Annotated in this window: 20 protein-coding genes and 1 pseudogene; 10 read left to right on the forward strand and 11 right to left on the reverse strand. The window is 67.5% G+C overall.

Features of this window, described 5'->3' with window-relative positions; all coding sequences use genetic code 11:
* Window positions 1-34 precede the first annotated feature (34 nt).
* Window positions 35-472, reverse strand: a complete 438-nt coding sequence (locus tag AC5RWX_RS13725; RefSeq protein WP_494097542.1) for an HtaA domain-containing protein — start codon at window positions 470-472, stop codon at window positions 35-37.
* A 213-nt stretch (window positions 473-685) separates the two neighbouring features.
* On the opposite strand from AC5RWX_RS13725, the pseudogene AC5RWX_RS13730 reads away from it, so the two are divergent.
* Window positions 686-745, forward strand: a pseudogene (locus AC5RWX_RS13730) (ferredoxin); the annotation flags it as partial.
* Between the two features lie 93 nt (window positions 746-838).
* On the opposite strand, the gene AC5RWX_RS13735 reads toward AC5RWX_RS13730, so the two are convergent.
* From AC5RWX_RS13735 to pgm, 3 genes are all read right to left on the reverse strand, one after another.
* Window positions 839-1,048 (reverse strand): dodecin, encoded by a 210-nt coding sequence (locus AC5RWX_RS13735; protein ID WP_493940152.1) that lies wholly within the window; start codon window positions 1,046-1,048, stop codon window positions 839-841.
* A 164-nt stretch (window positions 1,049-1,212) separates the two neighbouring features.
* On the reverse strand, window positions 1,213-2,538 hold the full coding sequence (locus AC5RWX_RS13740) for a uracil-xanthine permease family protein (RefSeq protein WP_494097543.1): 1,326 nt from the start codon (window positions 2,536-2,538) through the stop codon (window positions 1,213-1,215).
* 125 nt (window positions 2,539-2,663) lie between these two features.
* A complete protein-coding gene (gene pgm, locus AC5RWX_RS13745) occupies window positions 2,664-4,310 on the reverse strand; it encodes a phosphoglucomutase (alpha-D-glucose-1,6-bisphosphate-dependent) (protein ID WP_494097544.1) in 1,647 nt (548 codons plus the stop codon).
* Window positions 4,311-4,459: 149 nt separating this feature from the next.
* Between pgm and AC5RWX_RS13750 the strand changes: the two genes are divergently transcribed.
* The gene (locus AC5RWX_RS13750; protein WP_494097545.1) at window positions 4,460-4,903 is read left to right on the forward strand and encodes a DUF4190 domain-containing protein; all 444 of its coding nucleotides are present in this window, start codon (window positions 4,460-4,462) and stop codon (window positions 4,901-4,903) included.
* A gap of 179 nt (window positions 4,904-5,082) precedes the next feature.
* Here AC5RWX_RS13750 and AC5RWX_RS13755 read toward each other — a convergent pair whose 3' ends face one another.
* The 3 genes from AC5RWX_RS13755 to AC5RWX_RS13765 all read right to left on the reverse strand — a co-directional run bounded on the left by AC5RWX_RS13755 (window position 5,083) and on the right by AC5RWX_RS13765 (window position 8,883).
* Window positions 5,083-6,486, reverse strand: coding sequence for a peptide MFS transporter (locus tag AC5RWX_RS13755; protein ID WP_493944202.1), 1,404 nt, complete (start codon window positions 6,484-6,486; stop codon window positions 5,083-5,085).
* Window positions 6,487-6,681: 195 nt separating this feature from the next.
* On the reverse strand, window positions 6,682-8,064 hold the full coding sequence (locus AC5RWX_RS13760) for an amidase (RefSeq protein ID WP_494097546.1): 1,383 nt from the start codon (window positions 8,062-8,064) through the stop codon (window positions 6,682-6,684).
* Window positions 8,065-8,139: 75 nt separating this feature from the next.
* Window positions 8,140-8,883 carry a Type 1 glutamine amidotransferase-like domain-containing protein gene (locus AC5RWX_RS13765; protein ID WP_493940157.1) on the reverse strand — a complete coding sequence of 248 codons (744 nt, stop codon included), beginning with the start codon at window positions 8,881-8,883 and terminating at the stop codon, window positions 8,140-8,142.
* 130 nt (window positions 8,884-9,013) lie between these two features.
* Here AC5RWX_RS13765 and AC5RWX_RS13770 point away from each other — a divergent pair, with 130 nt between their 5' ends.
* From AC5RWX_RS13770 to AC5RWX_RS13780, 3 genes are all read left to right on the forward strand, one after another.
* Window positions 9,014-9,340, forward strand: coding sequence for a rhodanese-like domain-containing protein (locus tag AC5RWX_RS13770; protein ID WP_493940158.1), 327 nt, complete (start codon window positions 9,014-9,016; stop codon window positions 9,338-9,340).
* The gene (gene pheA, locus AC5RWX_RS13775; protein WP_493940159.1) at window positions 9,340-10,266 is read left to right on the forward strand and encodes a prephenate dehydratase; all 927 of its coding nucleotides are present in this window, start codon (window positions 9,340-9,342) and stop codon (window positions 10,264-10,266) included. The genes AC5RWX_RS13770 and pheA overlap by 1 nt, the downstream gene beginning before the upstream one ends.
* 82 nt (window positions 10,267-10,348) lie before the next feature.
* Complete coding sequence (locus AC5RWX_RS13780; protein WP_493940160.1) at window positions 10,349-10,678, forward strand: hypothetical protein; 330 nt, start codon at window positions 10,349-10,351, stop codon at window positions 10,676-10,678.
* Window positions 10,679-10,724: 46 nt separating this feature from the next.
* On the opposite strand, the gene AC5RWX_RS13785 is transcribed toward AC5RWX_RS13780, so the two are convergent.
* Window positions 10,725-11,810, reverse strand: coding sequence for a diacylglycerol/lipid kinase family protein (locus AC5RWX_RS13785; RefSeq protein WP_493940161.1), 1,086 nt, complete (start codon window positions 11,808-11,810; stop codon window positions 10,725-10,727).
* A 108-nt stretch (window positions 11,811-11,918) separates the two neighbouring features.
* Here AC5RWX_RS13785 and serS point away from each other — a divergent pair, with 108 nt between their 5' ends.
* Complete coding sequence (gene serS / locus AC5RWX_RS13790; protein ID WP_493940162.1) at window positions 11,919-13,208, forward strand: serine--tRNA ligase; 1,290 nt, start codon at window positions 11,919-11,921, stop codon at window positions 13,206-13,208.
* Between the two features lie 128 nt (window positions 13,209-13,336).
* Entirely contained in the window at window positions 13,337-14,242 is a 906-nt protein-coding gene (locus AC5RWX_RS13795; protein ID WP_493940163.1) for an HAD family hydrolase, read from the forward strand.
* A gap of 66 nt (window positions 14,243-14,308) precedes the next feature.
* Here AC5RWX_RS13795 and AC5RWX_RS13800 read toward each other — a convergent pair whose 3' ends face one another.
* From AC5RWX_RS13800 to AC5RWX_RS13810, 3 genes are all read right to left on the reverse strand, one after another.
* On the reverse strand, window positions 14,309-14,734 hold the full coding sequence (locus AC5RWX_RS13800) for a DUF1761 domain-containing protein (protein WP_493940164.1): 426 nt from the start codon (window positions 14,732-14,734) through the stop codon (window positions 14,309-14,311).
* A 95-nt stretch (window positions 14,735-14,829) separates the two neighbouring features.
* On the reverse strand, window positions 14,830-15,456 hold the full coding sequence (locus AC5RWX_RS13805) for a hypothetical protein (RefSeq protein ID WP_493940165.1): 627 nt from the start codon (window positions 15,454-15,456) through the stop codon (window positions 14,830-14,832).
* Window positions 15,457-15,617: 161 nt separating this feature from the next.
* A complete protein-coding gene (locus tag AC5RWX_RS13810) occupies window positions 15,618-16,142 on the reverse strand; it encodes an inorganic diphosphatase (RefSeq protein ID WP_493940166.1) in 525 nt (174 codons plus the stop codon).
* 163 nt (window positions 16,143-16,305) lie between these two features.
* Between AC5RWX_RS13810 and dacB the strand changes: the two genes are divergently transcribed.
* Genes dacB through tilS form a run of 3 tightly spaced genes read left to right on the forward strand, consistent with a single transcriptional unit; the run spans window position 16,306 to window position 20,057 of the window.
* Window positions 16,306-17,718 carry a D-alanyl-D-alanine carboxypeptidase/D-alanyl-D-alanine endopeptidase gene (dacB, locus tag AC5RWX_RS13815; RefSeq protein ID WP_493940167.1) on the forward strand — a complete coding sequence of 471 codons (1,413 nt, stop codon included), beginning with the start codon at window positions 16,306-16,308 and terminating at the stop codon, window positions 17,716-17,718.
* 57 nt (window positions 17,719-17,775) lie between these two features.
* Window positions 17,776-18,948 carry a zinc-dependent metalloprotease gene (locus AC5RWX_RS13820; RefSeq protein ID WP_493940168.1) on the forward strand — a complete coding sequence of 391 codons (1,173 nt, stop codon included), beginning with the start codon at window positions 17,776-17,778 and terminating at the stop codon, window positions 18,946-18,948.
* On the forward strand, window positions 18,945-20,057 hold the full coding sequence (gene tilS / locus AC5RWX_RS13825; RefSeq protein ID WP_493940169.1) for a tRNA lysidine(34) synthetase TilS: 1,113 nt from the start codon (window positions 18,945-18,947) through the stop codon (window positions 20,055-20,057). Before AC5RWX_RS13820 ends, tilS begins: the two co-directional genes overlap by 4 nt.
* Window positions 20,058-20,067: the final 10 nt, after the last annotated feature.

Genomic DNA, 20,067 nt, shown 5'->3' on the forward strand with positions numbered 1-20,067 from the left:
GCGTGCATTCATACTGCGGGTGTCGCTGGGTCTATCAGGTCAGTCGCACCGGGCTCAGTGCCGTTCCTGCTGGGTACTGCCCGCCGAGCAGGAAGGCGCCTTCGCCGGTGAGCGCCGCCGAGAAATTGGTTGCCGCTGTTTCGGGTTGGCGGGTCAGGCGGGCAACGGCCACGAACCGGTCCTGCTTGCCGCGGCGTTCATGGACGAGCAGGACCGCGCCAGCATCATCGAAATCCAGGCGGGGGTCCCGGAACTCGACGTCGAGCATGCCCCAGTGACCGGTCAGCCGGACGGAGCCGGCGAATTCCATGCTGCCGCCCGGTTCGGTCGCGGCTCCGGCCTGGCGCAGGGGAAACCAGAAACCCTCCGCACGCCTGGCTGCGGGTTCGGTGACCTCGACCTGGCCGTCGTCGAGGGACTCGATGTAGGCGGTCAGGCTGGTCTTGATCGGCCAAAGTATTCCTGCATCCATCGCTGCTCCCTGCGGTAGCCGTGCCTGAATCCGTTTCAAGCACGTGATGGAGGTTGACGATACAAGAACATTCCGAGGCCGTTTGCCGGGTCCCGTCTTACATGGCTTTACAGCGCGCGTATTCACACGACAGTGTGTATTCTGGGCGTAAGCAAGATCACACGCCGGGGTGCTGCGGCGGGACAAGGCGGTGCTGCCGAGAGGAGGTTCAAGATGAAGATTGTCGTTGACTGGCCGCGGTGCGAGGGGCATGGGCTGTGTGAAGAGGCCGTCCCCCAGTTGATGCACCTCGACGACGAGGCCGGCGCCGCGACGAAAGAGCGGGTCTTTCACCGTGGCAGCCGGGAGCCCTCGTCGAGGCCGCGGTCAGCTTTCGTGCCGGAAGCCGAGCTTGATGGTCACCTGCCAGTCCGCGATCTTGCCTTCCTCGAGGCGGCCGCGGACGGATTTCACTTCAAACCAGTCGAGGTTGCGCAATGTCTTGGATGCTTCGGTGATGGCATTGGAAACCGCGGCGTCGATCCCATCCGGCGACGTGCCCACGATCTCCGTGACGTTGTAAACGTGGTTGGCCATGCTTCCTCCTTGCGGACGTATCCGGGGCTGATACCCCGAGGATGCCTGCAACGCTAGCGGCGGGCCACCGCGCGGTCTAGGTCCCGACGATCCGGGGGCATGTCAGCGCCGGGAGTCGGCCGCGTGCCATCGCCGGAGGCGTCGGCCGAGCAGGCCCTGGTCGGTCAGCCGAGCTTGGACGGTTTGACGCCCTCGTCTTCGGCAGCGTCCACCGGCTCGGTGCCGCGCCAACGGGCCACCGCGCTCATGCCGTGGAAGATGACCAGTGCGGCCGCGGTCCCCAGCGCGATCCCTTCGAACGTCAATGCGCCAACGGTCCAGGTGAAGTTGGCGATGCCGACCACCAGTGAAACGCCGGCCACTGCCAGGTTGATCGGGTTGGCGAAGTTCACCCGGTTCTGGACCCAGATCCGCACGCCGAGGATTCCGATCATGCCGTAGAGCACTACGCCGGCACCGCCCAGGACCCCGACCGGAACCGTGGCGATCGCGGCGCCGAACTTCGGGAGCAGGCTGAGCAGAACGGCGACGATGCCGGCCACCCAATAAGCGGCGGTGGAGTAGACCTTGGAGGCTGCCATCACGCCGATATTTTCGGCGTAGGTAGTGGTGCCGGACCCGCCGCCGCTGCCAGCCAGCACGGTGGCCAGGCCGTCGGCCATCAGTGCGCGGCCGGTCACCGGGTCAAGATCCTGTCCGGTCATCGCCGATACCGACTTCACATGGCCGATGTTCTCCGCCACCAGCACCAGCACCACGGGAACGAACAGGCCGATCACGGAGATGTGGAACTCCGGGGCGTGGAAATCAGGCAGCCCGAACCAGTCGGCGTCGCTGATAGCGGAGAAGTCCACTTCCCCGCGCAGGATGGCCGCCACATAACCGACCAGCACGCCGATCAGGATGGACAGACGGCCGAGCAGTCCGCGGAACAGCACAGTCACCAGCAGGATCGCCACCACCGTGATCAGTGCGGTCACGGGTGCTTGGTCGAAGTTTCGCTTGGCCGTTGGCGCCAGGTTGAGGCCGATCAGCGCCACGATGGCACCGGTCACTACCGGCGGCATGACGACGTGGATCCAATGTGTGCCGGCCTTGTGCACGATGAGGCCGATCAGGAAGAGCACGGCGCCGGCCATGATCAGACCGCCAAGCGCTCCGCCCATGCCGTGCTGGTTCATCGCCGCGCTGATCGGGGCAATGAACGCAAAGCTGGAGCCCAGGTAGCTGGGGACCCTCCCCGCCGTGACGATCAGGAACAGCAGGGTGCCCACACCAGAGAAAAGCAACGTGGTGGACGGCGGGAAGCCGGTCAACAGCGGGACCAGGAAGGTGGCGCCAAACATTGCGACCACGTGCTGGGCGCCGATCCCGATGGTGCGCGGCCAGGTCAGCCGCTCCTGCGGCTCCACCACTGTCCCCGCGGAAATGTTCTTGCCGTCGCCATGCAACGTCCAGCGGAACGGGGATGACTTCACGGGCGTGCTCATGGTGGGCCTCTTAAGAGTCGGGGGAGTCAGTGGAAATATCCGCAGGACATCCTACCGCTCCAGCAGTGGCACCGCGCCGTCGTGACGATCAAAGACGCGGCAGCTCCGTGACCCTGCCGGCGCCCTCAGGCGATGACGGCGTCCACGATCGCTTTGGCCTCGGCCTGCACCTGCACCAGATGGTCCGGCCCGCGGAAGGATTCGGCGTAGATCTTGTACACGTCCTCCGTGCCGGAGGGCCGCGCCGCGAACCAGGCGTTTTCGGTGGTGACCTTGAGCCCGCCGATGGCGGCGCCGTTGCCCGGCGCTTCGGTCAGCTTGGCGGTGATCGGCTCGCCGGCCAGCTCCGTCGCGGCCACGTCGGACGCGGACAGTTTGGCCAGCGCGGCCTTCTGCTCCCGGGTCGCCGCCGCGTCGATGCGCGCGTACGACGGCGACCCGAACTTCGCGGTCAGCCCGCCGTAGAGTTCGGACGGCGATTTACCGGTGACTGCGGCGATCTCGGAAGCCAGCAGCGCGAGCAGAATGCCGTCCTTGTCTGTGGACCACGGCTTGCCGTCGAAGCGGACAAATGACGCTCCGGCTGACTCCTCACCGCCGAAGACGCCCTCGCCGGAGAGCAGCCCCGGTACGAACCATTTGAAGCCCACCGGCACCTCTACCAGCCGCCGGCCCAGGCCGGCCGCCACCCGGTCGATCATCGAGGAGGACACCAGCGTCTTGCCCACCGCCGCCTCCGCCGGCCAGTCCGGCCGGTGTGTGTAGAGGTAGTCGATGGCCACCGCGAGGTAGTGGTTCGGGTTCATCAGTCCGGCGTCAGGGGTGACGATGCCGTGCCGGTCCGCATCGGCGTCGTTCCCGGTGGCGATGTCGAAGGCGGCGCCGCCGCCGCGCACCGCGTTGATCAGCGAGGCCATGGCCGACGGCGAGGAGCAGTCCATCCGGATCTTCTCGTCCCAGTCCAGCGTCATGAACGCCCACTGCGGGTCAACCGTCGGGTTGACCACCGTCAGGTCCAGCCGGTGCCGTTCGGCGATGGCACCCCAGTAATCCACCGAGGCCCCGCCCATCGGGTCGGCGCCGATCCGCACGCCGGCCGCGCGGATGGCGTCCAGGTCCAGCACCTGCGGCAGATCGTCAACGTACGCGCCGAGGAAATCGTAGGTTCCCACCGCGCCGGAGAACTGCGCCTGCCCCAATGTCACCCGCTTCACCCCGCGCAGGCCCTCTTCCAGCAGCTCATTGGCGCGCGCGGCAATCCAGCCGGTGGCATCCGAGTCCGCGGGACCGCCGTGCGGCGGGTTGTACTTGAACCCGCCGTCGCCGGGCGGATTGTGCGAGGGTGTGATCACGACTCCGTCGCCCTGTGCCTCGGGGTGGGCGGCGTTGTGGGTCAGGATGGCGTGGCTGATCGCCGGCGTCGGGGTCCAGCCGGTGCGGGAATCCACCAGTACCGTGACACCGTTCCCGGCCAGTACTTCCAGGGCGGTGTCCTGGGCCGGATCAGAGAGCGAGTGCGTGTCCTTGCCGACGAACAGCGGGCCGGCGATCCCCTGGCCGGCGCGGTACTCCACGATCGCCTGGGTGATGGCAGCGATGTGGTCCTCGTTGAAGGAGGCCTTCAGGCTGGAACCGCGGTGCCCGGAGGTGCCGAAGGCCACGCGCTGGGCCGGGTCGGCCGGATCCGGCTTGATGTCGAAGTAGGCGTCCCGCAGCGCGGTCAGGTCTACAAGGTCGCTGGGGAGGGCCACTGTGCCCGCACGGTTTGCCATGAATCAAGCATGCCAAAAAACCCAAGGATCCGTAGCGCTTTCCGGCGGATCCGCCGCGATAGCCGCGCATTCGGGCCCCGCCTAGACTGGTAGGGCACCCGCACCGCGGCTGCCCGAAGCAGGAAAACTACCCAGGGGGAATCCAGAGCATGTCCGGCACGGAGAACAGGCCGCCTTTCAACGATCCGAAGCACCCGGGCTGGTACACGGATCCGAACGCCGGCCAGGCCCTGCCGCAGCCGCCGTCGCTGCCCGAGGCGCCCCATCCGTACGCCTACCAGCCCGGCCCCGACGCCCAGCCGTATACCGGCCAGCAGCCGTACGGCGGGCCGGACTACAACCAGCCGATGTACTATACGCCGCAGGCTCAGCCGAAGGGCCTGAGCATTGCGGCGCTGGTGCTGGGCATCGTCTCCGTGGTGACGTTCGGCGTCATGTTCGTCCCGCAGATCCTGGCCATCGTCTTCGGCCACATCGCCCTCTCCAAGGAACCGGCCGGGCGCAGTCTCGCGCTGGCCGGATTGATCATGGGCTATGCGGTGACCGGCATCTGGTGCCTGCTGCTCTTCATCGGCGTCCTCGGCAGCATGTAGCGCCGCCCCCGGCCCACTGCTGGTTCACTTCACCATCCACTACGCAGTTCCGGCCCCTTTTCAGCGCTCAGAAGGGCCAGAGCTGCGGAGTGGATGAGGAAAAGGCCCTCAATGACGGCGATGCCCGGGCGAGGAGCCAATCCTCACCCGGGCATCGCCGTCGTGGTTGACATCCGGTGTTAGCGGATGCCGCCCATCAGCTTCTTCAGCGACGGCACGGCCGCGGCCAGGCCGACACCCAGGATGATCGCCACCACGCCGATGAAGCCGAAGTACGGGGCCTCATTCGTCGGGTCGTAGTAGCCGGCCAGGATGCCTGCCAGTGTGGTGCCGAGCGAGATGGACAGCAGGAACAGCGCCACCATCTGGGTCTGGAAGGCCTTCGGGGCAAGCTTGGTGGAGACCGAGGACCCGGTGGGGGAGAGGAACAGTTCTGCCATGGTGAACAGGAACAGGATGCCAACCATCGCCAGCAGCGGCGTGGAGTTGGCGCCGCCGCCGGCCAGCGGAATGAAGGCCAGGAACGCCAGGCCCATGACCACCAGGCCCAGGGCGAACTTCATCGGCGAGCTGGGCTGCTTGGGGCCGAGCTTGGTCCACACGGCGGCGAAGATGCCGGCGAAGATGATGATGAACACCGGGTTGATGGACTGCACCCAGCTGGCCGGCATTTCCCAGCCGCCCAGCGAGCGGTCCAGCTGCTTGTCCGCATACAGCGCCACCACGGTGAACTGCTGCTGGAACAGCGCCCAGAACGCGGCGGAGGCGATGAACAGCGGGATGAAGGCGTACACGCGCTTGCGCTCCACGGCGTCCACCCGCTTGCTGGAAAGGATCACCACGAAGTACACGACGGCGGCAATGATCGCCAGCCAGGCCATGATCGGGGCAAGGTTCTCGGCGGTGACCAAGCCGAAGGCCACCAGCAGCACCATAACGACGACGGCGGCAACGGCCACGGCAGCGACCTTGCCGTAGTTGCTGCGCGGCAGCGGATTGGCTACATGGTGCGAGGCCTCCGGGAGGTTCTTGCGGGTCAGCGCGTACTGGGTCAGGCCGATTGCCATGCCCAGCGCGGCCAGGCCGAAGCCGTAGTGGAAGCCAAGGTGCACCTGGGCCAGGCCGGTGAGCAGCGGACCGAACAGGCCGCCGATGTTTACGCCCATGTAGAAAATGGAGAAACCGGCATCGCGGCGGTCGTCCTTCAGACTGTACAGCGAACCGACCAGCGAGCTGGCGGTGGCCTTCAGGCCGCCGGAGCCGATGGCCACCAGGATCAGGCCGACGGCCAGGCCGGTGCCGCCCGGAAGCACGGCCAGCGCGATGTGCCCCAGCATCACCATGATGCCGGTGTAGAAGAGGACCTTTTCGGAACCCAGAATCCGGTCGGCTACCCACGCGCCCAGGATGGAGGAGAGGTAGACGCCGCCGCCGTAGGCGCCCACCAGGCCGGTGGCGATGCCTTCGTCGATGCCCAGGCCGCCCTCGGCGACCGAGTAGTACATGTAGTAGAGCAGGATGCCCTGCATGCCGTAGAAGGAGAAACGCTCCCAGAGTTCTACGGAGAAAAGATTGGCCAGCATCCGTGGATGCCCGAAGAAGGTTTTGCCGGTTTGGCTGGACTTTATTGCTTGTTCCGGCTGCGGATTCCCGGACTGCACGGTATTGCTCACGGTGTTCAATTCTGACATTTAGCGACACGCGTTGTCATATCCTTGCCCCTCGCGGGTGCGGATGCTAGAGCGTTTCCGCAGGTCAGCGGGGGGTTCAGCGGCGGGTCAGCGCACGTTCTCCAGCTGCGCGGCAACGGCCAGCAACGCCGCTTCGGAGCCAGGCCGGCCGATCAGCTGGACCCCCGTGGACAAGCCCTCCTCGGTGGTGCTGACCGGCACGGCAATGGCGGGCAGACCGCACACGTTGACCAGCGACGTGAAGGGCGAATACTGGCATTGGCGCATGTAGTCCACGTCCGCGCCGGCGGAGGTGTACCAGCCCACCGGCCGCGGCGTTTGGGCCAGCGCCGGAGTGAGCATCAGGTCGTAGCGGCCGAACTGCGCCCGGGTGTTCTCCTGGAAGCGTGCCAGCACGGACAAAGCTTCCGCCAGCACCTCGGGCTTGCGCTTCGCGGCCCGGCGCCGGAAGGCCCGGGTGAGCGGCATGAGCTGATGTTCGCGCCCGGCCTCCAGTTCCAGCCGGGCCAGGCCGGAGGTCCACACCGTGGCGAAGGCATCCGGGTAGCGGTTGTCGTAGCGGATATTAGCGTCCGCCAGGTCGTGGCCCAGCCCCTGGAGCAACTCCATGGCCGTCTCAAGCGCCTGGCGCGCTTCCGGTTCCAGCCAGAGCGGGTAGGCGGACTCGAACGGCGAGTCGGTGCTCACACCGATCCGGAAGCGGCCTTCGGCGCGGAGCGCGGCACCGAGGAAATCCGGTTCCCCACCGGAGGCTGCCCGGGCCAGTGGTTCGTCGGCCATGGCATCCATGAGCAGGCCCGCGTCGGCTGCGGTGCGGGCCAAAGGGCCGGCCACCACCAGCTGGCCGGCGTCGTCGCCGGTGGTGCCGGCGGGCAGCCGGCCGCGTCCAGGCTTGAGCCCCACTAGCCCGGTGGCGGCCGCGGGGATCCGCACCGAACCGCCGCCATCCGAGCCCGGGGCAAACGGCAGCATGCCCGCGGCGACGGCGGCAGCGCTACCGCCGGAGGAGCCGCCCGGACTCAGCGCAGGATCCAGCGGGTTGCGGGCCGGAGGCGCCACGCGGTTCTCGCTGTAGGAGGTCAGGCCGAACTCCGGCACCTGGGTCTTGCCCAGCGTGATGCTGCCGGCGGATTCGAGGACATCGACCAGCGGGTGGTTTGCCAGCGCCGGCCGGTGTTCCAGTGCGGCGCTGCCGTGCGTGGTTGGAAGGCCTGCCACATCGCTGAGGTCCTTGTACGCCAGCGGGAGCCCGTGCAGCCGGCCCAAGGTTCCGCCGCGGACCTGGTGGTCGTCCGCGGCCCGCGCCTGCTTGAGCGCCTGGTCGGCACAGACCGTAATGAAGGCGCCGAGCCGCGGATTCAGGGCATCGATCCGGCGCAGGTAATGGTCGGTCAGTTCCCGCGCGGACACTTCGCCGCGGGCCACGGCGTCGCGCTGGGCAACGGCCGTCAAGTCGTGCAAGGCAGTCATCGCCCGTAAGCGTAGCCCCGCGCCACGGTCCGGGCCAATCCCTTTGCGGCGTGCTGTGTGGAACCCGGCGCGCATTCAGCCGAGTAAGCGGGCTTCTATCGGTTCCTCCACTGCGATGGCTTCCGGTCCGTCGCCGGCCTGGGCGGTCACCCGGTAGGCCAGTTTGCCTTCGGTCTCGCTGACTGCCTCGGTCAGCTCGATGCCGTGGTAGACCAGTCCCACGCCGTCGTCGGTGCAATGCGTTTCGCCCAGGATCCCGTCTGCCACCAGCCGGTGCACCAGCGGCCGGCGTTGTGGCTCGGAGTCGTAATGGACGCCGTTGTCATAGGGCAGCAGCGCCAGGCCGTTGGTGACCGGCCGCAGGTCCGGGCCGAAGGAGTCGGTGGTGCCGCCGCGGAACCAGCAGATGGAGCCCGCGGAGACGCCTGCCAGCACCACGCCGGCGTGCCATACCCGCCGGAAAATGGAATCCAGTCCGTGGACCCGCCACACGGCCAGCAGGTTGGCCACTGAACCGCCGCCCACCCACACCACGTCCTGGCCGAGCAGGTGCTCTTCGATGTCGGGCACGTTCGGCATGGTGAACAGGTTGAGGTGGCTCAGGTCGTAGCCGGCCGTCCGGGCGGCCTCGTCCAGTTCGGCCTGGACCCAGCGCTGGTCGCCACCTGCCGTGCCCAGGTGCGTCAACCGCGGCGCCCGCCCGGCTGCCCCTGACAATTCGACGGCGTGGTGCACCAGATGGTTGAAGGCCAGCCGGCTGCGGACCCCGGCTTTGATGCCGCCGGACGTGGCCAGGATGGTCGGCTGGTCTGCGGCCATGGATACCCCTGTCTCATTAAGGTGCAGCGGACGATCCCACTATAGGCTTGTGGTGCGGCCGAATTGCCGGGGCGCGTGCTAAAGAAATCATCAGCGGCGGCAGTGGCTGCCGCGCAATGCGGAGGTTGCCATGAGCGATGTCGAGAACGTGGACGTCAACAGCGTAGGCGGCGACGCCACCATTTTGGACGTCCGCGAGGATTATGAATGGGAGGCCGGGCACATCGCCGGCGCGGTGCACATCCCGCTCAACGAGTTGCCCCTTCGGCTAGAGGAGCTGGACCCGGATGTGGACCTGCACGTGGTCTGCCGCAGCGGCGGCCGCTCCTTCCGGGCCACCGAGTGGCTGAACGGAAACGGTTATTCGGCGGTGAACATCCACGGCGGCATGGGTGCCTGGCTGGATGCGGGCAAGCCGATCGTGTCGGAGAACGGGCAGGAGCCCCGGGTCCAATAATGACCGGCGTCTATACCTTCCTGGGGCCGGAGGGCACTTTCACCGAAGCAGCCCTCCTCCAGGTCCCCGGGGCCGAAGACGTGCGCCGAATTCCGGCAGCCAATGTCGAAGCCGCCCTGGATGCGGTCCGCTCGGGCGAAGCCGGCGCGGCTATGGTTCCGATTGAAAACTCGGTCGAGGGCGGAGTCAGTGCCACGCTGGACGCGATAGCCGGCGGCGAGCCGCTGCAGATCATCGGCGAACAGCTGGTGCCCATCCGGTTTGTGCTGGCCGTCCTTCCCGGGACGGAGCGCCACGCGATCTCCGTGGTCTCCACCCATCCGCATGCCTGGGCCCAGTGCCGAACCTGGTGCACCGCCAACATTCCGCAGGCGGAATATCTCCCCGCGTCCTCGACAGCGGCGGCGGCAGTGGGCCTGCTGGAACCGGGCGCCAGCCACCAGGCCGCGATCTGCTCTCCGCTGGTCGCCCGGCAGCGAGGCCTGCAGGTGCTTGCCGATGACATCGGCGATATTCCCGATGCCGTCACCCGTTTCATACTGGTCAGCCGGCCGGGTGCCCTTCCGGAGCCGACCGGAGCGGACAAGACCACGCTTGTGGTTCCGCTGCCGCAGGACCATCCGGGGGCGTTGGTGGCGATCCTGGAACAGCTTTCCAGCCGGGGCGTGAACCTGAGCCGAATTGAGTCGCGGCCAACCGGACAGTTTCTCGGCGACTATTTTTTCAGCCTGGACGCGGAAGGTCACCTGGCCGAGGAGCGCGTGGCCGACGCGGTGCGCGGGTTGCACCGGCTCAGCCCAGGGGTGAGGTTTCTTGGCTCCTATCCACGGGCCGACCGCCGCGGCCTCACGGTTCCGCGCAACAACCAGGACGAAGCATTCCTGAAGGCCGATGACTGGGTCAGGAAACTGCTGCAGGCCCGCTGAGAACCGGCGGCAGGCTATCCGCCGGGTTGTTATGGTCAGTATGCTGAGGAAAACCGGCCTCGGGATCAAAGATCGGAGCAGCATGACACAGCAGAACGATAGGGACCAGTACCACGACGGCGAGCCGACACCGGAGGAGGCGCTGACCCAGACCTCCAGCGAAAGCCGCGTGGGGGACATCGGAGACCAAGGAAACGACCTGCGCTTCGCCGAGGAGCAGCAGTTGATCAACCAGCAGGCAGCCGGTGAGTTCCCGATTCCGCCGGAGGAAGACCTGCAGCAGCCGGACGCGGACCTCCCGGCGCTGGAAGCCGACGAACAGGCGATCGACATCCCGGGCGAGGAGCTGCACGACACCAACCAGGGTGACGCCAGTGACGATCCGCTCAACGCGGGCGGCGACGACACCTAAACTCCCTGCCCTCAAACACCCTGCGCCGGCAGCGGCTGGCACCGTCCTAAGCGGCGGGGCGGACGCTGCCGGCTGCCGGGACCGACTCGGTGCGCACGGCCAGTGACCGCGGCCGGACCTCAACGGTCAGCGACGTCACCGGCCCCGAGTGGTCGCCGTCGAGCTGGGTGCCCATCTGCTCGTGCGCGGTGATCCGAACGGTGCGGCCGCGGTGGTATTCGATTACCGGAATCGGCGCGGTGTGCCGCACCAGGGTCTTGGCGGCGATCCAGAGCCAGCCGACCACGCTACGCGGGCTGAGCACCACGATGTCCAGTTCGCCGTCGTCAATTTCCGCGGTGGGGATGAAATCGATCCCCGCCGGCAGCCTGCCGCAGTTGGCCAGCAGGATGCTGCGCACCCTGCGCGGTTGAGCCGGGCCACCGTCAATGCTGACCATGACCCGCTTGCGCTGCCCGGCAAGGTGGCGGACACCGGCCTCGGAGTAGGCCACCCAGCCGAACCGGCGTTTGAGGTCGTCCCGGGTGTCGGCCAATACATCCGCATCCACCCCGATGCCGGCGATCACCAGGAAACTGTCCCGGACGCGCGCTCCGGTGGCCTCGTTCTCCAGCGTGATGTCCGCGGTGTCGATCTTGCGGATGACACCGTGCAGCGCCACGTTGATGTTGGCCTGCAGGGCACTAGGCTCAAGGCCGAGGTTCCGCGCCAGCAGGTTGCCAGTGCCCAGCGGCAGCACCCCCATCGGCACCTGGGTGCCGGCCAGTTCCGAGGCAACCACACGGATGGTGCCGTCCCCGCCGCCGGCAATGACGACGTCGGCGCCCTCCTCGAGAGCGCGTCTGGCCTGGCCACGGCCCGGGTCGTGGGGACTGGTTTCCAAGACCAGCGGAGGACTCCAGCCGGCGGCAGCGCAGGCAGCTTCCACTTGGACGCGGGCTTCGGCCGCGCCGTTCTTCACCGGGTTCAGGATGAACACCACGCGCTGGTCGGGCAAGGCAGGGGGCGACACCGGATTGACGGGCGCTGCCTCCGTGCGGCGCCGCGAGGTCCGGCGGACACCCCGCCACATCGCCACCACGGCGGCAGCCGCTGCGGCTACGGTGAGGGCGAGTATCCATTCGGCAGGCATGGTGCTCCTAGGATATCCAGCGCCGGCTCGGAGCAGCCTTGTGGGCCAGCTGCCGGTGCCGGGCGCCGCAGATCGAGGGCGCAACGTCTTTTTCGGTACCCTTAGCAAGTGATCGATGTAAACGAACTCCGCGCCAATCCAGAGATCTTCCGTGCCTCGCAGCGCGCCCGGGGCGCCGACGAGTCCGTCGTCGATGCCGTCATCGCCGCCGACGTGGCCCGCCGGGAAGCAATCAACCGGTATGAGGGACTGCGCGCCGAACAGAATGTCTTCGGCAAGAAGGTGGCGCAGGCCAAGGGCGAGGAAAAGGCTGCACTGCTGGCGCAGGTCAAGGAGTTGGCGGCATCGGTCAAGGAGGCGCAGGCGGCATCGGATGCCGCCCACAACAAGCAGGAGTCGCTGCTGCGCAGCATCCCCAACCTGATCGAGGAGGGGGTTCCCGCCGGCGGCGAGGACGACTTCAACGTGATCAAGACGGTGGGCAAGCCCCGCGATTTCGGGCCGGACGGCTTCGAGCCCAGGGACCATCTGGCCATCGGCGAATTGATCGGCGCCATCGACATGGAGCGTGGGGCCAAGGTCTCCGGCTCGCGCTTCTACTTCCTCAAGGGGGTGGGCGCCCGGCTGGAGATCGCGCTGATGAACATGGCGCTGGACCAGGCGGTATCTAATGGCTTCATCCCGATGATCACCCCCACCCTGGTCCGCCCGGAAACGATGCAGGGCACCGGCTTTGATGTGGAGCACGACGACGAGATCTACCGTCTGGAGCGCGACAACCTGTACCTGACGGGTACTTCGGAGGTGGCGTTGGCGGGCTACCACGCGGACGAGATCCTTGACCTCTCCGCCGGCCCGACCCGCTATGCCGGATGGAGCTCCTGCTACCGCCGGGAGGCCGGTGCCGCCGGCAAGGACACCCGGGGGATCATTCGGGTGCACCAGTTCAACAAGCTGGAAATGTTCATTTACTGCCCGGTCGAGGAAGCCGCCGACGAGCACGCACGGCTGCTGGCCTGGGAAGAGGAAATGCTGGCGAAGGTGGAACTGCCCTACCGGGTGATCGACACCGCCGCCGGCGACCTGGGCATGAGCGCGGCCCGCAAGTTCGACTGCGAAGCATGGGTGCCCACGCAGCAGGCCTACCGCGAGTTGACCTCCACTTCCAACTGCACCACCTTCCAGGCCCGCCGGCTGAACATCCGCGAACGCCAGGTCTCGGCAGAGGGGGAGCGGAAGGGCACCCGGGCGGTCGCCACGCTGAACGGCACCCTGGCCACCACGCGCTGGATAGTGGCCATCTTGGAACACCACCAGAACGCCGATGGCTCAGTGAACGTGCCGGCCGCCTTGCAGCCCTATTTGGGCGGCATGGAGGTGCTGCCGGTCCTCGGCTAAGGCCCGCTCCCGGAGCCCGATTCCCGGCCTCTGCTGCGCGTTGCAGTCTGCCGTCCGTTCACCGGCCCGTCATTCGCCGGTAGAAAAGTCCCTACCGGTCCGTAGCTATCTCATGCTTCACTAGGTGGATGACAACTACAGCTGATAAGGCTCACGCTGGCATCGACGACCAGCGGATAGCAGCAGAAAACAAGACAGATCAGTCCCGCGCGGCGAGGCGGGACAATTTCGTCGAGAACGGGGCCCGCAAGCTGGTGGCCTTGGACGTGGATGGCACCTTGGTCAACCACGACGGCCACATGAGCGATGCGGTGCGCGAAGCGGCCCGCGCCGTCGTCGACGCCGGCCACGAAGTGGTCGTGTCCACCGGGCGGTCGCTGAATGCAACGCTGCCGATCATCGAGCTGATCGGCCTGACCAAGGGGTACGCGGTCTGCTCCAACGGCGGCGTCACGCTGCGGATCGACACCTCGCTGGACAACGGCTACGAGGTGGAGGACCGGGTGACGTTCAACCCCGGCCCAGCCCTGCGGGTGATGCGCTCGAAGCTGCCCACCGCCAAGTTCGCGCTGGAAGACGAGGAAGGCAACTTCCTGGCCACCGAACGCTTCCAGGACGCCAGCTTTGGCATCGAAGCCAAGGGCGTGGACTTCGAAACACTGCTGGAATCCACCGCCGTGCGCGTGGTGGTATCCAGTGCCGAGAACACTCCGGAAGAGTTCAAGGCAGCCATCGACACCGCCGGGCTCAAGGGAGTGACTTACTCAGTCGGCTGGACGGCCTGGCTGGACATCGCGGCCAACGGAGTGACCAAGGCCAGTGCCCTGGAATCGCTGCGCCGGAAGCTGGATATTGAGCCGTCGCACACCGTGGCGATGGGCGACGGGCGCAACGACATTGAGATGCTGGACTGGGCAGCCCGCGGCGTGGCCATGGGGCAGGCGCCCGAAGAGGTCATCGCCGTCGCCCACGAAGTCACCGGCACGGTGGAAGAAGACGGCGCGGCGCGCATCCTGCGCAGCCTGCTGGACTAAACCATCCAGGCCTGACCGAGCCCCGGGTGCTGCCGCACCCGGGGCTCGCTGGTTCTCACCGGCAGGTCAGGCTGCGCTGATCCCGAAGAGGCCGATAATCAGGGCCATGACGAGGAACGTGACCAGTTCGTGCACGATGTTCAGCACGGTGAGCCCGACCGGCCGCCCCTCGAAGGCGTCATGGGTGACGAATCGGGCTGCGGTAAAGCCGGCCCAGAGGATCACAGCGGTCAGCACGGTGTTCCACAGGAAGTTGCCGCCATAAAAGTCCTGCGCAATCGCAGCCGAGCCTGCCAGCACCCAGGCACTGATGAAACTGACAATGACGGTGATGATGATGGGGCGCACGGCGTTCTTGCCTTCACCGGGACTCACCTCGGCGACCTTCATCCAGTAGTTGCCGAAGACCTTCGGCATGTACCAGATAAACCCGACGATCATGGTCGAAATGGTGGCCACGATGACCGCCCAGACGTTAATTTCAGGGACCATTTGTGCACTCCTTTGTTCCACGCCACTGACTGGAAGTCGGCGGCATTCTCAGACGGAGTCTAAACGCCGCACGGATCTGTTGCAGTGCACGCCCGTCAGTAGGGCAGTGCGGCAGCCGGTAGCGAGCGGGGCCCGTAGACCAGGTCCAGCAGCCGCGCTGCTGCCGGACGGCAGGCCCATTCCTCCACCCAGTGCGACCGGACCACCGCCTTGCTCACGGCCTGGCTGGTAATGCCCAGCTCCTCGGCAATGAACTTTTGCTGGCCACGCGCGCCCGGGGTCATCAGGTCCAGGACTTTCCACTCCGCGTCGGTTCGGGTGGCGACGATTTGGCCGAGCAGCCGCAGCACAGCCTCTGCCTCGGCCGCGACGTCCGCGTCGGGGCCGGCCACGGCCAGCGGGACGCGCTCGCCGGTTTTCTGCGCGCGGTTCACGGCACGGCGCGCGTACACCAGCCCGTACCCTTCGGCGTCCTTGATCTCCGACGGAAGCGGCAGCCGCAGTTCACCTACGCCTAGCCCCACATGCCAGCGCCGGCTGCGCAGCGCGATCAGCGCCGCGTCGATTGCCGTCGATGCTACCTCGACCGCACCGATGGCCTCATCGCCGACGGAGCGCTGGAAGGGGATGGCCGCCGGCAGGTGGCGCAGCGACTTGATCAGCTCGGGCACCAAGTCGCCCACCTCGCGGGAATCGCGCTGGTTGATGGTGAGCACATACATGGCACCAGTATTGCTTCCACCACGTTGAGGACAACCGATTTCGGTTGATGGCGTGTCCGCTGCGCAGCAGCTGAGCCGCAACGGCAGGCGGCCCGGACCTGCAAGGCCCGGACCGCCGTCGTTGTTGCCGCCGTCGCCGCGCGGGCCGGCGGAAGGGTCAGCTAGACGTCGCGGCCCTGCGGCTCGTCGTCGGCCGAGTCCTCGCCCTGCGCGGCAAAGCGCTTGATCGAGGCTTCCAGCTCGGCTTCGGCAGCGGCGCGGTCGGCCCAGCCCTCGGCCTTGACCCACTTGCCCGGCTCCAGGTCCTTGTAGCGGGTGAAGAAATGCTCGATCTCCTTGACCAGGAACTCCGGCACATCGGAGAGCTCCTGGATGTGGTCGAAGCGCTTGTCGGCCGGAACGCACAACACCTTGGCGTCGCCGCCGCCGTCGTCGGTCATGTTGAAGACGGCGATGGGGCGGGATTCAACCAGCACACCCGGCAGCAGGTCAAAGTCCTGCAGCATGACCATGGCGTCCAGCGGATCGCCGTCTTCGCCCAGCGTGTCCTCGAAGTAGCCGTAGTGGGTGGGGTACTGCATGGAGGTGAACAGCACCCGGTCCAGGCGGAGGCGGTGGGTTTCGTGGTCGATTTCGTACTTGACCCGGGATCCCTTGGGGATCTCGATGGTGACGTCATGCTGCATGGCTTCGCTCCTTGGAGACGTTCAGACTTTTGGTTTCGGCGCCGCCGGTGCACAACCGTTGCCGGCGCCGACTACGCTTAACGATATCGGTCCTGCCTTCGCCCCTCGGCATCGGGGATGAGCCGGGCGTTAAGCAACAATCACAATCCGCAGGAGGGGCAGCATGGGGCGTGGCTTCCGTGTGCTCACCTCAGGGCTGCTGGCCTTAGTGTTCGCCGCGCTGGCAGTGCCCGCCGGATTCAATCTGGCGCAGGCCATCGAGTGGCCTCAGCCGGAGCCGGTGATCAGCACGCCGGCCGCGCAGTTGCCGCCCACCGAACTGGACCCGCCGGCGGCCGGACCGAGCGACACGGCGCCGCTGCCCGATCCGGCCCTGCTGAAGCCTGCGCTGGACAAGGCCCTGGCGTACGACGGCGCCGGCAGCTTCACCGGGACGGTCACCGATGCGACCAGCGGCGAGGTGCTGTACAACAAGGCCGCCGCCGACCCGGTGGTGCCGGCGTCGAACTTGAAGACACTCACCGCCGTCGCCGCGCTGGAATCGCTCGGCGCGGACCGGCGGCTCACCACCGCGGTCAAGCGCGGCAGCAACCCGGGTGTGCTGTACCTGGTCGGCGGCGGCGACGCCCTGCTGGGAGCCGGGGAATCACGGCCCGGCGAAGTCTGGGGTGAGGCCGGACTGGCAACGCTGGCCGCCCAGGCCGCCGGGAAATTGACCGCCAGTGGCTACACCGGAAAGCTGACCGTGGTGGTGGATGATTCGCTCTACTCCGGGCCGACCGTCAGTGCCGCGTGGGATCCGGGCGACGTGGCGAACGGAGAGATCGCGCCGGTCTACCCGCTGGCGCTGTACGCCGGACGTGCACAGGCCGACGGCGGGGGCGACCTGGTGGCCGATGCGGCCGGCCTGGCCGGGGCCGCTTTCCGGGATGCGCTGGCCCACGCAGTAGCCGGCAAGGATTTGACCGTGGCGGCCCAGCTAGGTCGCGATGCGGCACCGGCGGACGGGACCGTGCTGGCGGAGGTGCGGTCCGCCCCCGTCGCCGACCAAGTGGCCTACATGATGCAGCACTCGGACAACTACGTGGCCGAGGTCCTGGCACGCAACACGGCCGTAGCAATGGGAAAGCCAGGCTCCTTCGGCGGCGGCACCGAGGCCGTGCGGGAGGCGGCCGAACGGCTGGGCATTCCGGTGGAGGGGATGGTACTGGCCGACGCCAGCGGGCTCTCGATGAAGAACCGGGTCAGCCCCGCCCAGCTCGCCGCGGCGGTTTCCTTGATTGCCACTGCCCAGGATGCGGATTTGCGGGCAGGCATCGGTTCGCTGCCGATCGCCGGCCTCTCCGGTACCCTGTCCGGACGGTATCTGGACGCCAACAAAGGCGGCGCCGGCCTGGTCCGCGCCAAAACCGGCACACTGAATTCGGTCACATCGCTCAGCGGCTACGTGGCCAGCAGGGACGGGCGGCTCCTGGTTTTCGCCTTTGTGGCCAATGGGCTGAACGGGTCGATCGACGCCGCCCGCGCCGCCGCCGACCGGGCCGCCAGCGTGCTGGCCGGCTGCGGTTGCCGCTGACCGGGCACCGATCCGGGAAAGGGCCGGTAGTGACCGGCTTGGCGGTGATGTGATCTGATGGGACGCATGGACAGCAGCGCACCCGCCCCCAGTGAAACCGGCGCCTCCTCTGGACCGCCCCCACGCCTGGTCAACTGGGAACTGGCCGCCTCCACCGCAGCAAAACTGACTCCGGCCGGCCCGAAGCTGAAGGGCGCGGAAATCCGCGGCGCCGTGGAAGAGCTGCGGCGGCTTGCCGAGGAATCGGTGGACCACGTGCACCGCATCACCGGACTGGACGCCGCCCGCGACCTCCGCGATTCCGAGGTGCTGATTATCGACCGCGCGGCCTGGTCAAAGGCCAATGCCCGCAGCTTCGAAGTCATGCTGGCCCCGGCCCTCACTGCGCTCGCCGAGAAACGCCCGGACCAGCTCAAGAGCGCCACCACGGCCGTGGGCAGCGCGGTTACCGGCACCCAGATGGGCGCCATCCTCTCCTTCCTGTCCAGCAAGGTGCTGGGCCAGTACGACCCGTTCTGCTCGTTGTTGCCCGGCGGCCCGGCGGCCGGCCGGTTGATGCTGGTGGCCCCGAACATCGTGACGGTGGAACGCGAACTGAATGTGGTGCCGTCCGACTTCAGGCTGTGGGTGTGCCTGCACGAGCAGACGCACCGGGTGCAGTTCGCTGCGGCGCCCTGGCTGCGCGACCACATGATGGAGCAGATCGGCGAGCTCTCCTCGTCGCTGGTGGCAAAAGCGGACACCTTGGGCGACCGGCTGCAGCAGGCCGTCAAGGCCGCCGTCGCCGCAACCAGGGACAGCGGGAAGGGCGACGGCGCAGGGCCGGGTTCTTCGCTCAAGGGTTCGATCCTGGAACTGATCCAGGGCCCGGAGGAGAAGGCGGTGTTCTCGCACCTGACGGCCGTGATGAGCCTGCTGGAGGGCCACGCCAACGTGGTGATGGACGCGGTGGACTCCTCGATTGTTCCGACCGTAAAGACCATCCGCCAGCGATTCAACGCCCGCGGCCAGAGCCGCAGCGCGCTGGAGAACTGGATCCGCAGGCTGATGGGGCTGGACGCCAAGGCTCGGCAATACTCCGACGGTGCCAAGTTCGTCCGTGCCGTGACCCGGCAAATCGGCATGGAAGGCTTCAACGCGGTGTGGGAGCGTCCGGAAAACCTGCCCACCGAAGAAGAGATTCACCATCCCGACCTGTGGATCAGCCGCATGGACCTCAGCCGCGCATGAGCGGTGTGGCAGCGGACCGGCGCAAGCCCCGGCTTCACCCGCGGGTGGGGGCCGTCCGTCACCAGCTGCGCCAGGCATTGGAAGAGTTTGGGCCGGCACCCGCCACCGCGGACTCCGCCGACGCCCCGCTGTTGCTGGTGGCCTGCAGCGGCGGGCCGGATTCGCTGGCCTTGGCCATCACCGCGGAATACTTCAACCGGCCCGCGCGCAACGGCGTCCGTCCCTACCGGGTGGGAGCCGTCGTCGTCGACCACGGATTGCAGGCCGGCAGTGCCGAGGTGGCCGAGGGGGCACGGCTGCAGCTGGAATCGCTCGGCCTGGCGCCGGTGCAGGTGCGCCGCGTGAGCGTGGAGTCCGCCGGGATGGGGCCGGAGGCCGCGGCGCGGACGGCACGCTACGCAGCCCTGGATGCGGCGGCGGCGGAACTAGGGGCGGCCGCAGTACTGCTGGGGCACACCCTGGACGACCAGGCCGAACAGGTGCTGCTAGGCCTCGGGCGCGGCTCCGGCACCCGCTCGCTGGCCGGCATGCCGGTGAAGCGTGGCCGGTACCTGCGTCCGTTCCTGGCGCTGCGCCGGCGAGACACCGAGGAAGTCTGCGCCTTGGCCGGACTGCAGCCCTGGCACGACCCCAGCAACACGGATCCGCGCTACATGCGCTCGCGGATTCGGACCCGGGTGATGCCGTTCCTGGAGGACGAAATGGGACCCGGCGTGGCAGAGGCACTGTGGCGTTCGGCTCAAATCCTGGCCGCGGACGCGGAGTACCTGCAGGCGCAGGCGGCCGAGGAATACCGCCGGGTGCGGCTGGTGACGCCGGAGGGAGTGGAGTTGCAGCGGGACGGCATGGAACGGCTTCCGGCCGCCATGAAGCACCGCGTGATCGCCTTGGCGGCCGCAGAATTGGGCGGCGAGAATCCCAGTTACGAACGGCTGCAGGCGGCCGAAACGCTGCTGCGCCGCCAAGGTTCCGCCGGTCCCGTGCAGTTGGCCGGATTCGTCAGCGTCTACCGGCGGACTGCTGCCAATACGGTTCCCCAAGATGGCACCGGCTATGGCAATCTTGTGTTGAGAGCAACTGGCCGCAGCCCCGGTCAGTCAGACCGCTAGACCCGGGAGC

Source organism: Arthrobacter sp. SPT-J7 (assembly GCF_059089965.1).

Bases quoted from the DNA above. Each gene is read 5' to 3' on its own strand.
- pheA (WP_493940159.1), top strand. From the start codon at position 9,340: ATGACCGGCGTCTATACCTTCCTGGGGCCGGAGGGCACTTTCACCGAA.
- AC5RWX_RS13770 (WP_493940158.1), top strand. From the start codon at position 9,014: ATGAGCGATGTCGAGAACGTGGACGTCAACAGCGTAGGCGGCGACGCC.
- AC5RWX_RS13735 (WP_493940152.1), bottom strand. From the start codon at position 1,048: ATGGCCAACCACGTTTACAACGTCACGGAGATCGTGGGCACGTCGCCG.
- AC5RWX_RS13780 (WP_493940160.1), top strand. From the start codon at position 10,349: ATGACACAGCAGAACGATAGGGACCAGTACCACGACGGCGAGCCGACA.
- AC5RWX_RS13810 (WP_493940166.1), bottom strand. From the start codon at position 16,142: ATGCAGCATGACGTCACCATCGAGATCCCCAAGGGATCCCGGGTCAAG.
- AC5RWX_RS13800 (WP_493940164.1), bottom strand. From the start codon at position 14,734: ATGGTCCCTGAAATTAACGTCTGGGCGGTCATCGTGGCCACCATTTCG.
- AC5RWX_RS13725 (WP_494097542.1), bottom strand. From the start codon at position 472: ATGGATGCAGGAATACTTTGGCCGATCAAGACCAGCCTGACCGCCTAC.
- AC5RWX_RS13750 (WP_494097545.1), top strand. From the start codon at position 4,460: ATGTCCGGCACGGAGAACAGGCCGCCTTTCAACGATCCGAAGCACCCG.
- AC5RWX_RS13760 (WP_494097546.1), bottom strand. From the start codon at position 8,064: ATGACTGCCTTGCACGACTTGACGGCCGTTGCCCAGCGCGACGCCGTG.
- pgm (WP_494097544.1), bottom strand. From the start codon at position 4,310: ATGGCAAACCGTGCGGGCACAGTGGCCCTCCCCAGCGACCTTGTAGAC.
- AC5RWX_RS13740 (WP_494097543.1), bottom strand. From the start codon at position 2,538: ATGAGCACGCCCGTGAAGTCATCCCCGTTCCGCTGGACGTTGCATGGC.
- AC5RWX_RS13805 (WP_493940165.1), bottom strand. From the start codon at position 15,456: ATGTATGTGCTCACCATCAACCAGCGCGATTCCCGCGAGGTGGGCGAC.
- tilS (WP_493940169.1), top strand. From the start codon at position 18,945: ATGAGCGGTGTGGCAGCGGACCGGCGCAAGCCCCGGCTTCACCCGCGG.
- AC5RWX_RS13765 (WP_493940157.1), bottom strand. From the start codon at position 8,883: ATGGCCGCAGACCAGCCGACCATCCTGGCCACGTCCGGCGGCATCAAA.
- AC5RWX_RS13755 (WP_493944202.1), bottom strand. From the start codon at position 6,486: ATGCTGGCCAATCTTTTCTCCGTAGAACTCTGGGAGCGTTTCTCCTTC.
- AC5RWX_RS13785 (WP_493940161.1), bottom strand. From the start codon at position 11,810: ATGCCTGCCGAATGGATACTCGCCCTCACCGTAGCCGCAGCGGCTGCC.
- AC5RWX_RS13820 (WP_493940168.1), top strand. From the start codon at position 17,776: ATGGGACGCATGGACAGCAGCGCACCCGCCCCCAGTGAAACCGGCGCC.
- dacB (WP_493940167.1), top strand. From the start codon at position 16,306: ATGGGGCGTGGCTTCCGTGTGCTCACCTCAGGGCTGCTGGCCTTAGTG.
- AC5RWX_RS13795 (WP_493940163.1), top strand. From the start codon at position 13,337: ATGACAACTACAGCTGATAAGGCTCACGCTGGCATCGACGACCAGCGG.